A 13781-nucleotide genomic window follows, 5' to 3' on the forward strand; every position below is an offset into this window, starting at 1 on the left:
CGGCATCTTCCCTACTAGAATACGCGATTACATACGCACTAAGCATTTCTTAAACTTCGGAGATGGGCCAAACGTCGCACTCTTAATGTCAAAAAAGCTCAGGGTCTATATTGGCGAGCAATCAGCAATAGAAACTGGGTATTTGCGACCAAAGGGGAGCAGCCAAAAAAGCTAGTTTTACACACAGAGTTTGCGACCAGTAGTAACAAACATCTGTTGGTAAAAGGCGATAGAAGCCCCTATGAGGGCGACTTAGTTTATTGGAGTAGAAGGTTAGGCAGACATCCTGAATTACCTAACAGACAAGCGATACTTTTAAAACAACAACAAGGTAAGTGCGCTTGGTGGGGACTACACTTTCTTTCAGGAAATGTAATGGAGGTTGACCATAAAATCCCACTTTCTCAAGGAGAAAAAGACGAGTGGGTTAATCGTCAGCTATTACATCGACATTGCCACGATGAAAAGACTGCTGCTGACGGCAGTCAGAAGTCCGTTATTGACAAAGGGATTGCACATTGAGTAGCCGTGTGCGGTGAAAATCGCTCTTCCCGGTTTCGGAAGAAAGGGGTGGAATGGTAACATTCCCCTCGACTCTATCTCTCGGCTTTACCCCTCTATCTCTCGGCTTTACCCCGGATTCAGCCGGTGTTGGTGAATGGGTGATTTCACGCTAACTCAAAATCCAGCCAAACGTAGACTCATTTAATCCACCAATTTTCTAGTATTCACTAACATAAAATCTTACTATAGATGATAATCAAGTTCAAGGAACAATCACGGGAATTACATTTACCAATCCCGAGGATGGCTACACAATTGCCCAACTCACCTCGCCTGAGCATGGCACAATCACGGTCATCTTTAATCTAACTGTCAAGAAAGGGCAAAAGCTGATTGTAACGGGATTATGGAAGAATCATCCTCGCTATGGCAAACAATTTCAAGCTCAAACTTGGAAGGAAGAAAAGCCCACCACTTTGCTTGGAATTGAGCGCTACTTAGGCGATGGACAAATTCCCGGGATTGGTCCAGGGTTGGCTAAAAAGATTGTTGCTTATTTTGAAGAGCAAACGCTTTCAGTGATTGAGAACCAGGTCGAGCGGTTGATTGAAGTGCCGGGTATTGGCAAGAAGAAAGCCGATCAAATTCAGGCTGTTTGATCTGCAAAAGCAAAGTTAGGAGCATTTTTTCGACGTGGGTTCAAGTTGAGTGCTTATCTTATCAGGATGGCTCGTCGTTCGGCCACCTGTTTGGTGGATCCCACTCCTCATCAATTTGTTAACTTTCCAGATTCTCTCTGTTCTGAGTAAAACATTTGGAAAGTAAGTCTGCTACCCACGATCCCACATTTGTTGTACCATTCCAGTCAGGAACCTTTTCGTCGTCGAGTTCAACTTTGAGGCTATCTTCTAGGAAAAGAACAATTTCAAGAAGGTCCCAGTCACAAGGCTGAAGGCGAGATAACTCCCCAAATTTATCATTTGGATATATTTTTTCAGGGGGAACTTGAAACATATCTCCTAACTTTGAGCGATAGTCTTTGACAACTTTTTTCAATTTAGTGCCTGAAAAGCCAAGTTCAGACAAAAAGTCTTCATCGGTCATTCGCGGACGCTGTAAAAATTCCTCTAACTTTTTTTTAGAGTTGAACCAGAAAAGCATAAACTCTCTTTTCACCTGCTCATTGTTTTTAGTTGTTTGTCAAGCCATACTGGTGGTCGTAGGTTTTTCTTATTCTCGCTCCTGACGCATAACCAATAGTGAATCCAAAAAGAAAACCTAATGCGATAAAAGTAGTTGATTGACCGTATTTCAACAAAACTTTCGCTTGCGTTGCGAAGCCTTGACCAACAACTCTAGCTATTTCATGTCTTCTCCATATCGCTCCACGTATCAGCGCATCATCCACAATGGTAATGGCAGTGGTGAGGGCAGTACCTAATGTAACTTCATAGTCGGGTTCTAAAAGCCCTCCAGTAAAGCCAAGTGCAAAGCCTCCGATTAGTGCTGCCGCAGTTGTAGAATGTCTTGTGAGTGCCTTTCTCCATAATTCCTGAAAACCCCGAGTCAGAATTGGTCCTAGACCTGCTGGAGTTAGATAGAAGGCTCCGCCAAGCATAGCTCCGGCAGCGGCTCCTCCTACGGCTCCTACCAGTGCAAACTTTAAAGTCTCTTTGCTAAAGACTTCACCTGACTTATAGGCCCCGTAATAACCGCCTCCTACTGCACCAGCGAGACTGCCAATTATCGTACTGCCTGCTAACACCTCTGTCAAAGCAAAGAAACCACTAGGATCAACATAATTAACCGGATTCGCATTCCCATACAAATACTTATGCAGAGTAATCGGCTCATTAAGACGTCCCTCATAAGTATCCCGGCGAGTAAACCGGCCAATCCCCGCATCATAATAGCGTTGTCGCAGATAATATTGCTCTAAACTCTCATCATACTGCTCCCCTGCAAACAAAAACTCATTTTCAATACTACCAGAAGATGCCACCAGATTCCCAAACGCATCGTAACTGTAAGCATTTGTAACCTCCCCACCTTCATCCGTTAGCAACCTCGTACTACCCAGTCCATCCACTAAGTAGAACGACTCACTCCCATCCCTTTCCTGAGAAATCAAATCCAGGCCATGCAGATAGCTGACAGCAAGCGTATCATCCACATACTCTGACAACACCTCAGCATAGGGACGATTCTTATCCACGAGGTACTCCGTTGTCACCCCATTCACCGTCGAACTGACCCGAATATTGTCAGTATCGTAGGAGTAACTGATGACATCCCCGGTTGATGTTGTCGCCCCAACCAAACGATTCTCCTTATCCCAGGAGTAAGTCGCATTCCCGATGACATTATTACTTCCATCCTTCTCAATACGTTCTATCGTATTGCCATTGTCGTCATAACGATACTCGTAGACACGAACTACATTCCCATCTAGAGTCAACTCTTTCCGAACCAGGCGATCGCTCTCATCGTAAACATAAGTCGTCGTCCCCTCAACCGAATCAATCCGACTCAAGCGATTTCCCACCGCATCATAGGTGTACTCTATCGTGCGGTTCCCATTTACGGGGTCAGCGATCGCCTCTTTAGTTAGACGATACAAATCATCATATTCATACTCTACTTTCCGGCCATCACGTTCTTCAACAACGCGGCGATGTCCTACTGGGTCAAGAGTATAATCGTAACTAGCGATGAGCGTTCCATCCTTGACATAACTCACCGATTCCAACCGACTCAATTCATCGTAAGTCCGAGTTTCCACCACTCCATTCGGTAACTCAGTCCGGATTAAATTGCCAACTTCATCATAGGAATAACTCGTGACTCCAGCATCATCCGTCACCGTTTTCAGACGATTTTGCTCCTCAAAAGCGTATTCTATCGTTCCCGTCGGTGTCGTTACAGAAGTCCGATTTCCAGCAGAATCGTATCCATATTCAATCGAAGCACCACTGGTTAAATAAGGCCCATCCGGGTCAGTCCGAGAAAGCAAACGACCGAGTTCATCGTAGGAGTAACTCGTCACCCCGCGACTATCTGTTATGGTTTCTAGTTGTCCGGTTGGGGTATAGGTGAAACTGGCAATTGGCGTTTCTCCCACCCGTTTTTCAATGAGACGATTTTGAGCGTCATAGTTATAAGTAATGGTGTCCCCATTGAAGTCGGTAACGCTAAAAGTGTTGCCTACTGCGTCATATTCTGTTGTAGAACGTTGAGTGTCAGGTAACTCGACGGCAGTGCGACGACCCAGGTTATCATACTCGTAATTAGTCCGATGGTTGTTGGCATCCTCCTGCCAAATTAATCGACCCGATTCATCGTAACCATACTCAGTCCGGATTTCTTCGCCGTTGAGGAACTGCACCACATCCGTCAAGCGACCAAGTGCATCGTATTCATACTCGGTTTTATTCTCTGCTTGGTCGATCGCAGCAACCCGACGACCGAGTGCATCGTAAATTGTTTCTGCCTTAGTTCCATCAGCAAAATGCGTTGCAACTAAGCGTCCCAGATTATCGTAAACGAACCGAGTCGCATGACCTTGAGCATCAATTTCTTTGACTCGCTGTCCTGCATTATTATACTCAGACTTGCTACGCGGATTATCTGATAAATCGTCTGGTGTATCATCCGGATAAATCGTCTCTATCAAACGACCTGCATCATCGTAACGATACTCAGTCCGATTACCGCGTTGGTCTATATTCGCCTTAACTTGGCCGTTTTTATTGTACTCCGTAACCGAACGAGGATTGTCAGTTAAATAGGTAGGTAAGTCATCCGGATAAACAACTAGACTCCAATCAATCGTTGCCGCAGTTTTTCCAGGTGCAACCGCGTCGATAAACTGTTGTAAAGTATCGGTTTTATCAAGATAAATTGTCTCGGTTAACTGTCCCGCCGCATCGTATTTATAATGAATCACCCGTCCCGCTTCATCAATAGTCGCTCGTTGGCGTCCTCCCTTATCGTAAACATTGATAGTCCGGGGGTTATCGTTAGGATTTTCTGGAGTGTTGTCGGGATAAATCGTTTCGACTTTCGTGTGGCTCTGCCCACCCTACCATCTATTTATAACTTTTTTTAAAATGGAATCCTTGCCTCAAGTTCTGGAAACTTTAAAATCAGTTTTGTTAATGCTTTAGCTGCTGCATCTTTTACCTCAATATCGCTATCGCTTAAAGCTTCAATCAGAGGTTCTACTGCTCTTGAATCTTTGATTTCACCTAATGCCCATGCTGCCTTCTTCCTAATCTCTTTTAAAGCCCACGCTTTTATATGTTTAATTTCGATGTCAGTCGCTCTATGACTTGTGGTGGTAAGTTCAGCTATTCGCTCGTTTTTTAACCGACAAAAATCACTTTCTGGATTTAAAATTTTAATTAGATCGGGGAGAGCTTGTGGATCGCCTAACTCGCCCAAAATTTCAATTGCCCTTGTTATAAACATCATAATTATTGATAGATCGTTGTTTTGTTGGCTTGATTGCTGTATGGCGTTGCTTAAAATTTTTACGGTTTCTAAACTTTTGAATTCTACAAATTCGTCTGAAAATAATTCTAATATCTCCCAAGTTATTGGCTGAAATTTTTTAAGATTTTTAACGGCTAATTCTCCTAACTTGGAATTATAGTTTCGCCAGATTTGACGGACTCGTTCGGGATAAGAAGCAATATAAGAACGCTCGTAGGCTTCAGCATCGTGATAGTAAGCGCCTGTTTCATAGCACTCTGCCATTGTTAGCATCATACTTGTTAAACTAGCATATTTTTTTATTGTTTCAGGCCATACTTCAAAATCTAAAAAAATTACAGGATAATGAAACTCCTTGTTTATGCGACTCATTGTAATTACACCTTGTTGTGGACCTTGAGGAGGGTAAAAAATAGAAAAATAGTTTAATTTGTAACCACTTTCAGCTTTTGAGTTTGCAAGACAGCCATAGTATAAAATTTGACCGATTTGTAATACTTCTTGCAAAGGCTTAAAAGTCCAGTTTTCAAAAATCCAAGCTGTTTCTTTACACAAGTCTCCTTTTACTGCACCATTTCTCCATTGGTAGAGTTCATAGAGTTCCGGAGGTACTTTAACGGGTAAATTTTTAACTAGCTCGTCTATTTCATTTTTTGACAATCCGGGCTGTAAATAATCCACCAACCAGGGTTTATATTGTTCTATCCAGCTTAATATTCGGTTTAAGGCATCGGTCAGTTCTGTACTCATAACTCATAACCTTTTTAAAATGGATACCATAAATTATTATTGTTTATATTTAGCTTTTGACCCTCTCGATCTATCCAATGCGTCTGATCGTCATTAACTTGAACCCCAAACCAACTTTCTTTGGGATGGTTAGAGTTAACAGGAGCGGACTTGTAAAAGTTTAAAAGGAAATCACCTTGGCTTTGATTTTGGGTTTCATTTACAAGTCTTAAACTAACCTTGCCTGCATCATAATTCAAAGGGCCTCCTTGCAAAGTTGAATTGTATGGGTACTCATCACACTGCCGATTTTGGAATTGTGGTTGCCATACGCCTTTAATCCACTGACAATTTCCTTCTACTGCATTATACCATTCCCGTGGTCCACCACTTCCTACTGGGCTTGCAGGGCCCCTCCATTTAGTCCACCCTGGAAGAATACGAGCTAAGAAAGACTGCCCAGTTTGGACAATAGCCTCCTGCGTATGTTGCCTTATTTCCGGTACCTCGTCTCCCCAAACAATAACTGGGAATCCCTCAAAATCACAGTTACCAGCCCCCACCGTTGTGTTGCACTCTTCAACCTTTTTTCTAAGAACCTGATAATTATTTTCAGTTATGGGCAAACCCAGGAACGTATTAACTCCACTATGCTTAATATTTTTCAAATAGCCAGGAACTACAACATCATCTCCATCGAATCTTCTCAAGTTTCCAATAGGGGCACTTGGAGAAACAAGCTGCATTGCGGCTAGAACAGTAGCTATTTTCATGGTTATGGATGTGTCCCCATAGGTAAAAAGACCAGTGGGATCCGTTAAATTCACAGGGTTGCCATGAACGTAGGGATACTTCGCCAAAGACAGTGGCTCCACTAACATCCCCTCAAAGGGGTCTGTGGCACTAAAACGTCCAGTTTCCGAGTCGTAATACCTCGCTCTTAAATAATACTGCTCCAAATTTGGATCGTACTGTTCCCCAGCAAATAGGTAGTGATTGACCGTATTGCCTGTAGACCCCAGTAAATCGCCATAAGCCTCGTACTGGTAAGTATCTGTGACCAAACCAGCAGCATTAGTCAAAGCCCTCGTACTACCCAATCCATCAACATGATAGAAAAAGCGATCGCTGCCTCGCTTTTGGGAAACCAGGTCGAGTCCGTAGGTATAAGACGCCGTTACCATACCATCTGGAGTGTACTCCTCCAATACCTGAGCGTGAGGCCGATTGGTATCGAGCAAATACCGCGTCTCCTGACCATCCACAATTGACGCCACCCGCATCCCGTCAGCATCGTAGCGATATTCAATCTGTTGGGTTTCTCCCCCATCAGTAACAGAAGCCGTCAGCAAGCGATTTTCCTCATCCCAGGTGTAGCTAGCTTTGTCGGTATCGCTTTTAAACCGGGAGAGGAGATTGCCGTTATTGTCATAAGTGTAGGTGGTTAGCTGACCATTAAGAGCTTCACTCAACAACTTGCCATTGTCATCGTAAATATAGGTAGTCAGTCCCTCTGACGAATCATTACGACTAACTCGGTTCCCCACACCGTCGTAGGTGTAATTAATCGTGCGATCGCCTGCCACGGGGTCAGTAATCTTTTCTTCTATAAGTCAGTACAAGTCGTCATAGGTGTACTCAATTACTCGACCGTTATTTTCCTCCACCTTTGTCCGCTGTCCTGCTGCGTTTAAGGTATATCGGTAACTAAAAAGTGTCACTTCTTGACCCGTACTGGGTTCGACCTTTAAATTTTTCAAGAAGACTAGACGATTTAATTCGTCGTACTCGCGAAGTTCAATCGTGCCATTAGGGAATTCCGTTCGGGTGAGGTTGCCAGCTTTGTCATAAGCGTATTGCGTCACCCCTAAGTCAGGAGTGGTAACGGTTTCAAGTTGATTGTACCTGTCGTAAGTATAATATGTCGTACCAGAGGAAGTTGTTACTGAGGTAATATTGCCAGCCCCATCATAAGTGTACTCTATCTTACGCCCATCCGATTCAGTGCGCTCGATAAGTCGATCGCGCTCGTCGTACTTATAAGTGGTTGTCCGAGTCATTCCTGCCTCGATTTCCGTTACTGTGTGGCGCAATCCAGTAGGTGTGTAGGTGTATTCAAGGGACCTGCCATCGGGGAAACGTTCAGCAGTTAGATGGTTAAGCGAATCGTATTCGTAGGAAACGCTATCTTGGTTGAAATCCTTTGCACTCAGAAGGTTTCCTACAGCATCGTAGGTAGTTTGAGAGTATTGGAATTCGGGCAACACTGTTCCCACTCGACGTCCCAATTCATCGTATTCGTAAGTGGTAACATCGCCGTTAGCATTTTTGATGCTGGTTAAGTTGCCACTGAAATCGTAGCCGTACTCAGTTCGTTGTTTCAGAGCATCTACCACAGCTACGAGTCGTCCTTGAGGATCGTATTCAAACTCTGTTTTCTTGCCAACCTGGTCAGTTATCGAGGTGACGCGCCCTAAGTTGTCGTAAGTTGTTGTGGTGTAGGTATTATCGGGAAAGTGTGTTTCGCTCAAGCGACCCAACTCGTCATAGACAAAGCGAGTCGTATTTCCCATTTGGTCAGTCTCGCTAATTTGATTGCCAAACTCATCGTAAGTTATTGTTTTGCGACGGCAACCGCAACTGCTGCGAGATTCAATTACGCGACCTAACGTATCGTATTCGTACTCATTTCGATTACCTCGTTCGTCAATCTCAGCTACGACCCAACCGAGTTCGTTGTATTCAGTTTTGGTTCTGGGGTTATCTGCTAAGTCATCTGGGGTATTGTCTGGATGGATGACTTCCACTAAGCGATCGAGCAAGTCATAAACAAAATAGGTAGTACGACCTGCTTGGTCTGTGAAAGAATGTTTGCGTCCCACCGCATCATAAGTAGTGACAGTGCGACTGCCATCGGCATAGTGAGTTTCAATTGGACGACCGACGCGATCGTAAACAAACTTGGTCGTGTGGTTCCGAGCGTTTGTTTCGCTTAACCGATTTCCCACTGAATCGTAGGTGTATTTAGTTTCATTGTTGAGAGCATCGCGCATAAGAGTCCGACGACCTGTTTTATCGTCCTCGTACTCGGTACGATACCCCCGCTCGTCAATTTTAGCTTTAATTTGACCAGCTTGGCTGTATTCTGTTTTAGTTCTAGGGTTGTCGGAAAGATTGTTAGGTGTATCATCTGGGTAAATAGTTTCTATTAGTCGATTTAGAGCGTCGTAGACGAAATGCGTCATTTGTCCTTGTTGGTCAAGGACAGCCACTTTTCGGCCTGCCTTATCGTAAACAAACCGCTCTAATGTTCCGTCAGGATATAAGGTTTCTTCAAGATGGCCTTTCTCGTTATAACGGTATTCGGTACGACGATTTTTTGTACCTTCTTCAACCAGAGCGGTTAGGTTGCCCAATTGGTCATATTCGTGGCGGATGACATGACCCGATGAGTCAGTTTTTGTCAAGACATTCCCTTTGCTATCGTATGTCCATTTGGTGACCAGTGTCTTTTTACCTTCAGGGGTGGTAACAGTAACGGTTTCAGTAAGTTGGTTGCCATTGTTGTCATAAGTGTAAGTCGTTTCATTCCCCAAAACATCAATTTGACGAGTGACATTGCCAAAAGAATCGTATTCAAATTGGGTGGTATTACCGTCGGCATCGGTGAGAGAAGTGACATTACCAAACTCATCGGTAGTTTGCTTGATAACTTTCCCTTGTGCGTTCGTGGTGCTGAGGAGGTTTCTTCTACTGTCGTAGGTGTAGGTAATGGTGTTCCCTAGAGGGTCAGTTTTAGTTAAGACTTGCCCCAAACTATTGTAAGTGTATCGGGCTACGTTACCAAGAGGATCGGTTATGGCGAGCAAGTTGCCATTACTGTCATAGTCATATTTGATAGTATTGCCCTCTGGGTCAGTTTCACTTAGCAAGTTATTGTCTTTATCATAAGACTGCTTGCTAATTCCTCCTACTGCATTCACTTTTTGAACTATATTCCCCCGCTCATCATACACATAAGTCGTCGGGTTCCCAAACACATCCAACACCGTTTGAGTCGAATTATCCGGGTCATAAACCAACTCAACCGCTTCGCCATTCACATCCAGCATCCGCTTCAATCGACCCGACTCATCATACTCGGTCCGTACCCCAGTTCGTCCCAACGGGTCAATGATTTCTTCTAAGTAATGTTCTCGTTCCTCATGATACTCAAACCTTGTGGTATTCTCCTCGCGATCCGTAACCCCAACTAAATCCCCATTCTCATCATATTCATACTGAATCTTATTCCCCTCCGGGTCAACTGCCGCCACAATCCGACCCGACGCATTGCGCTCAAACGTCACCGACTTCCCAGTAGAACTGAAAATCCCCTCATCCGAATAAGTCAGCGTATTGCCATTCGTATCCGTCACCGTCAATAAATCGCCAGTTGTCCCATCAATCACATACTCAATACCCTCCTTCGTTCTCAGCGTATAACTCCCGCCAAAGAACGAATTTGCTGGATTGTAAGGCGACCCACTCGGATGATAGTATTGACCCGTCTCCTGATTGTAAAGCAACTGAGTTTTTTGAGCACTCAACGTCACCTGTTCCCCATCATCCGTCTCAAACGCTGGATTGTAGAAAATCATGCTTTGGGGTAAAGGTGCTCCCATCCGCAACGCCTTGACAATCTCCGGATCCATCACAGGTTTGAACGTAAACCCAGTCCGCTTCCCACCGGGTAACGTCACGTAAACCCGCGTACCTTCCTCAAATCCAACTGAAGGAATCCCCGTCTGTTCGTACAGTTCATCCCGTCCCACAGAAGTCCGTAAATCTGTATCCCGGAACTCCAAGCGCCATCCATATCCAAAATCATCGGATTGGTTCGTGGTTAGCGTATCGTAAGTCCGCGTCAGGTTAATCGGAATCCCCGCTACTGGAACCTCCAAATCCGTAAACGATAAGCGGAAATTGCCTAATTTTAACTCCCCAGCAACATCCACCATTTGTTCTGTCGAAGCACTATTCCCACTTTCATCCGTCGCCGTCAACCGCAGAATGTAAGTATCATTTTGCAGCAGGGTCGGGTCAAACTCTGCCAATTTCCCATTGGTTATCTGAGAATTTCCCGATGCAATTTCGACAAACTCTCCACCGGATGCAGGTGCAATAGATAGGACGTAATTCGTCAAGTTGTCATCCGTTACCGTCCCAATAATATCGGTAAAATCGGTCAGCGGTTTCTCTCCAAGGGTGGGAGATAGTTCTACAATAGGAGGATTCAGGTCATTGGGGTCGTAAACCCGAATGTCAATGCTACTTTCACCCAAATTTCCCGCCGCATCTACCGCAACTGCTTTAGCGGTTAACGTTCCCAATTCTGAAGGGGTGTAACTTGCTGTTCCATTGGCAGTTAAGGTAACGGGAACTTCATCCACAAACAATTGGACACCTTCTACGCCAATATTATCGGTGGCATTAGTAAAGAAAGTGATGGGAGTGCCTAACGGGACTTCAAAATCGCCATCTACGATAAATACGCCTGAAGGCAATACTTGTACTAAGGGAGATATGGTATCGGAGGAAACTTCGAGTATGAGGTTTCCGCATAGAGTTGGGGAATAAAGGGAGTCTAATGAAAGATCTGTTGACTCATGTTGTTTGATACAAATGGTGTTAAAATTAAGGCAGGAACTTGGATTTAGGGAGATTAATGATGGATGGGGAAGAACTGCTCAGACGCTACGATGCGGGAGAGAGAGATTTTCGAGCAATTATTTTGCAGCATACTGACTTAAGCAATGTTAAGTTAGATTCGGTCAATCTAAGCGGTGCTTGCTTTTACCATGTCAACCTTCAGAGTGCTAACTTAAAAAATGTTAACTTAAGCAGTACCGAATGGTCGGACTGTAATTTATCGGTTATGCAATTCTGGTTATGTAATCTGAAAGATGCTACGATCGAGCAGTGTGATTTGGAGAGTGCCAGATTTTTTGACTGCGATCTCAGAGGTATAAGAATTAGTCTTTCAAATGTAAGCCGTGCTGCTTTTATTAGAGTAAATTTTCAAGATGCTAAGTTGGGTGGTTCTGGCGAAGATCCTTGTGAATTCTGGGATGTTATTCGACCGGACGGAGTTTTTATATCCGGTTTTACTTACCATATAACTTGACCATACGCAACCTGAATAGTAAAGACATTAAGTTAAAATAAATATGCTGGATAAATCGTTAAAAATTCATAACAAAAACCCCTTATAGAAGTCAAGTCAAAAAATTACAAAATAAGAATTGCTGAACCAATATGCCCCCAAAATATAAAATGTAAAAATAGCGGTTCTCGTCTTCGTGAGGCCGCTATTTTTTTTAGAAAAACTTAGCTATTCAAAGTCTGCTGAATAGTTTCTGGTAGATTTGACAGGAAATCAAAATTAAAGTCATAATCGCGAACTCGGTTACGCTCATTCAGAATGTGGGTCAGTTCTGGAATAGTGACTCGCCAGGTATCTGGGTTTCTCCAATCCGTTGGATTAGTGATGTTCCCGCGATTGTTGTTCAAAAACTGGGAAAATACATTCAGTGGATTGGCAATCCCTTCTGAGGATACATTATTCCAATCTGGTTCCGCTCTATTGGGGGTTATATATGCGAAACCTTCTATGTTTGACGAAGTAATATCGGCTCCTGGCTGTTCTAAGGCGATGATACTTTTCCACGTCCATTTAGGAATGTGAATTTCTTGGCTGACTAAATTGTCAGGGTTTGTATTTCCCCTATTTACATTCAGGTTAAGTAATTCGGGTACATTTGTTCTTGGTTGAGAATTATCATTATTGCCAAAAGCTCCAGCAAAAATATAAAGCTCTTCCCCCTGAGCAGCCCGTGGAAACACCACTTTATCTTCTATATTGAACCAAGCAGAAGCATCTCTGGGATTGTCACTTCCCGACACAAAAAATCGATTATTATCCATTGATTGGGCAATCAAATTAGTTGTGAGGTAGGTTGATAACTGGTCTTTGGGGTGTCTTCGTTTATCGCGATCGGGAGCCAAATGTCCTCGATCCATTCCCAATCCTGTAAAAATATTTGCATCATAGCTGGACAGGCCACTCGCTAATAAATCAGGGTCAGCTATAAATTCAGGTCTTCTTAGTAATCCTGTTGGGAATTCTCCCGGTTCGGGTTGTGGTTGTGTCACCCATGTTTTGTCTACTTTCCACCCTACCCAATTTGCAAGTTTAGTATCGGCATTGTAAGACAGAGCGTATTGTGGCTTTTCTAGTAACAAATTGTTGACAGAAGTGCTACTTTCCAGATTCCATCTAGCCTCTGTAGGATTGGCAATTGCGAGGAAATCACTCTTAAAGAAAACGTTATCTATGTAAACGAAATCCCCACCCTGTAAAGAAAAACTTATTTTTGCAGGTTTCCCTCGAAACTCGGCTATTTCTGAATCAGAAAGATGTAACTTGAGTTGAAAAGTTTCAAAACCTTTGCGGCCAAATCCTATTTGATTTTCAATTTCTGAGTAAATTTCTTTAACGATCGGAATTTCTCGGCTATTAGTTTCGTCAATTAAAAAGTCTGCATCTCGATCGAGAGCGATGGTAACATTTTTGCTTTGACCCTCTATTGTTTCAAGTTTAACATTGAGTTCTCCACTCTCAACAGGAGCAAAAACATCAAATCGTAAATTTCCCCAATCCGGAACCATGAACCAATCATGAGTAGCTTGAGTTGGGTTGCCTCCTCCCAGTTGCAAAGCATAATTTGGAAGACCAGTAGAACCGGGAATACCTGCCACATCAATTAAAGCGCTTTGTTTCAAGGGGTTAGTAGGCGTATCAATGTACCAACTAGGAATATTTTGGCTGCTGTACTTATAAACAATGGCATCAAAATTTCCATTAAATAGAGTGGGAACGGCAAAATCCCCCCGCATTCCAGGTATAGGATTGTTTTCTTGTTCGACTGAAACTCGCTTAGTTTTTAAATATTCTCCCCAGCCGTCATTGGGATAGCTGAATTCTTGAATTTCGTCTTTGCTCAACTTACCTC

Annotated in this window: 9 protein-coding genes and 1 pseudogene; 4 read left to right on the forward strand and 6 right to left on the reverse strand. The window is 43.5% G+C overall.

The genetic code is table 11. The features are described from left to right. Positions 1 to 375: 375 nt before the first annotated feature. The 3 genes and pseudogenes from HCG48_RS26290 (at position 376) to HCG48_RS22445 (ending at position 1163) form a co-directional block, all read left to right on the forward strand. Positions 376 to 522: an HNH endonuclease gene (locus tag HCG48_RS26290; RefSeq protein ID WP_246260173.1), complete on the forward strand. Its 147-nt coding sequence runs from the start codon at positions 376 to 378 to the stop codon at positions 520 to 522. A gap of 227 nt (positions 523 to 749) precedes the next feature. Next, positions 750 to 962, forward strand: a pseudogene (locus HCG48_RS27050) (YrrC family ATP-dependent DNA helicase); the annotation flags it as partial. Between the two features lie 18 nt (positions 963 to 980). Next, on the forward strand, positions 981 to 1163 hold the full coding sequence (locus HCG48_RS22445; RefSeq protein ID WP_168571166.1) for a helix-hairpin-helix domain-containing protein: 183 nt from the start codon (positions 981 to 983) through the stop codon (positions 1161 to 1163). Between the two features lie 118 nt (positions 1164 to 1281). On the opposite strand, the gene HCG48_RS22450 is transcribed toward HCG48_RS22445, so the two are convergent. The 5 genes from HCG48_RS22450 to HCG48_RS22470 all read right to left on the reverse strand — a co-directional run bounded on the left by HCG48_RS22450 (position 1282) and on the right by HCG48_RS22470 (position 11273). Continuing rightward, positions 1282 to 1680 carry a hypothetical protein gene (locus HCG48_RS22450; RefSeq protein WP_168571167.1) on the reverse strand — a complete coding sequence of 133 codons (399 nt, stop codon included), beginning with the start codon at positions 1678 to 1680 and terminating at the stop codon, positions 1282 to 1284. A 13-nt stretch (positions 1681 to 1693) separates the two neighbouring features. After that, positions 1694 to 4450 carry an RHS repeat-associated core domain-containing protein gene (locus HCG48_RS22455; RefSeq protein WP_246259702.1) on the reverse strand — a complete coding sequence of 919 codons (2757 nt, stop codon included), beginning with the start codon at positions 4448 to 4450 and terminating at the stop codon, positions 1694 to 1696. 158 nt (positions 4451 to 4608) lie between these two features. Then, entirely contained in the window at positions 4609 to 5748 is a 1140-nt protein-coding gene (locus HCG48_RS22460; RefSeq protein ID WP_168571168.1) for a HEAT repeat domain-containing protein, read from the reverse strand. Positions 5749 to 5762: 14 nt separating this feature from the next. Then, on the reverse strand, positions 5763 to 7313 hold the full coding sequence (locus tag HCG48_RS22465) for an RHS repeat-associated core domain-containing protein (RefSeq protein WP_168571169.1): 1551 nt from the start codon (positions 7311 to 7313) through the stop codon (positions 5763 to 5765). A gap of 27 nt (positions 7314 to 7340) precedes the next feature. Then, positions 7341 to 11273 (reverse strand): DUF6531 domain-containing protein, encoded by a 3933-nt coding sequence (locus HCG48_RS22470; protein WP_168571170.1) that lies wholly within the window; start codon positions 11271 to 11273, stop codon positions 7341 to 7343. 161 nt (positions 11274 to 11434) lie between these two features. Here HCG48_RS22470 and HCG48_RS22475 point away from each other — a divergent pair, with 161 nt between their 5' ends. Next, entirely contained in the window at positions 11435 to 11893 is a 459-nt protein-coding gene (locus tag HCG48_RS22475; RefSeq protein ID WP_210437109.1) for a pentapeptide repeat-containing protein, read from the forward strand. Positions 11894 to 12096: 203 nt separating this feature from the next. On the opposite strand, the gene HCG48_RS22480 is transcribed toward HCG48_RS22475, so the two are convergent. Beyond that, positions 12097 to 13773 carry a DNA/RNA non-specific endonuclease gene (locus HCG48_RS22480; protein ID WP_168571172.1) on the reverse strand — a complete coding sequence of 559 codons (1677 nt, stop codon included), beginning with the start codon at positions 13771 to 13773 and terminating at the stop codon, positions 12097 to 12099. Between the last annotated feature and the right edge of the window lie 8 nt (positions 13774 to 13781).

This window comes from Oxynema aestuarii AP17, from assembly GCF_012295525.1.
GTDB lineage: Bacteria > Cyanobacteriota > Cyanobacteriia > Cyanobacteriales > Laspinemataceae > Oxynema > Oxynema aestuarii.

Bases quoted from the DNA above. Each gene is read 5' to 3' on its own strand.
- HCG48_RS26290 (WP_246260173.1), top strand. From the start codon at position 376: ATGGAGGTTGACCATAAAATCCCACTTTCTCAAGGAGAAAAAGACGAG.
- HCG48_RS22460 (WP_168571168.1), bottom strand. From the start codon at position 5,748: ATGAGTACAGAACTGACCGATGCCTTAAACCGAATATTAAGCTGGATA.
- HCG48_RS22475 (WP_210437109.1), top strand. From the start codon at position 11,435: ATGATGGATGGGGAAGAACTGCTCAGACGCTACGATGCGGGAGAGAGA.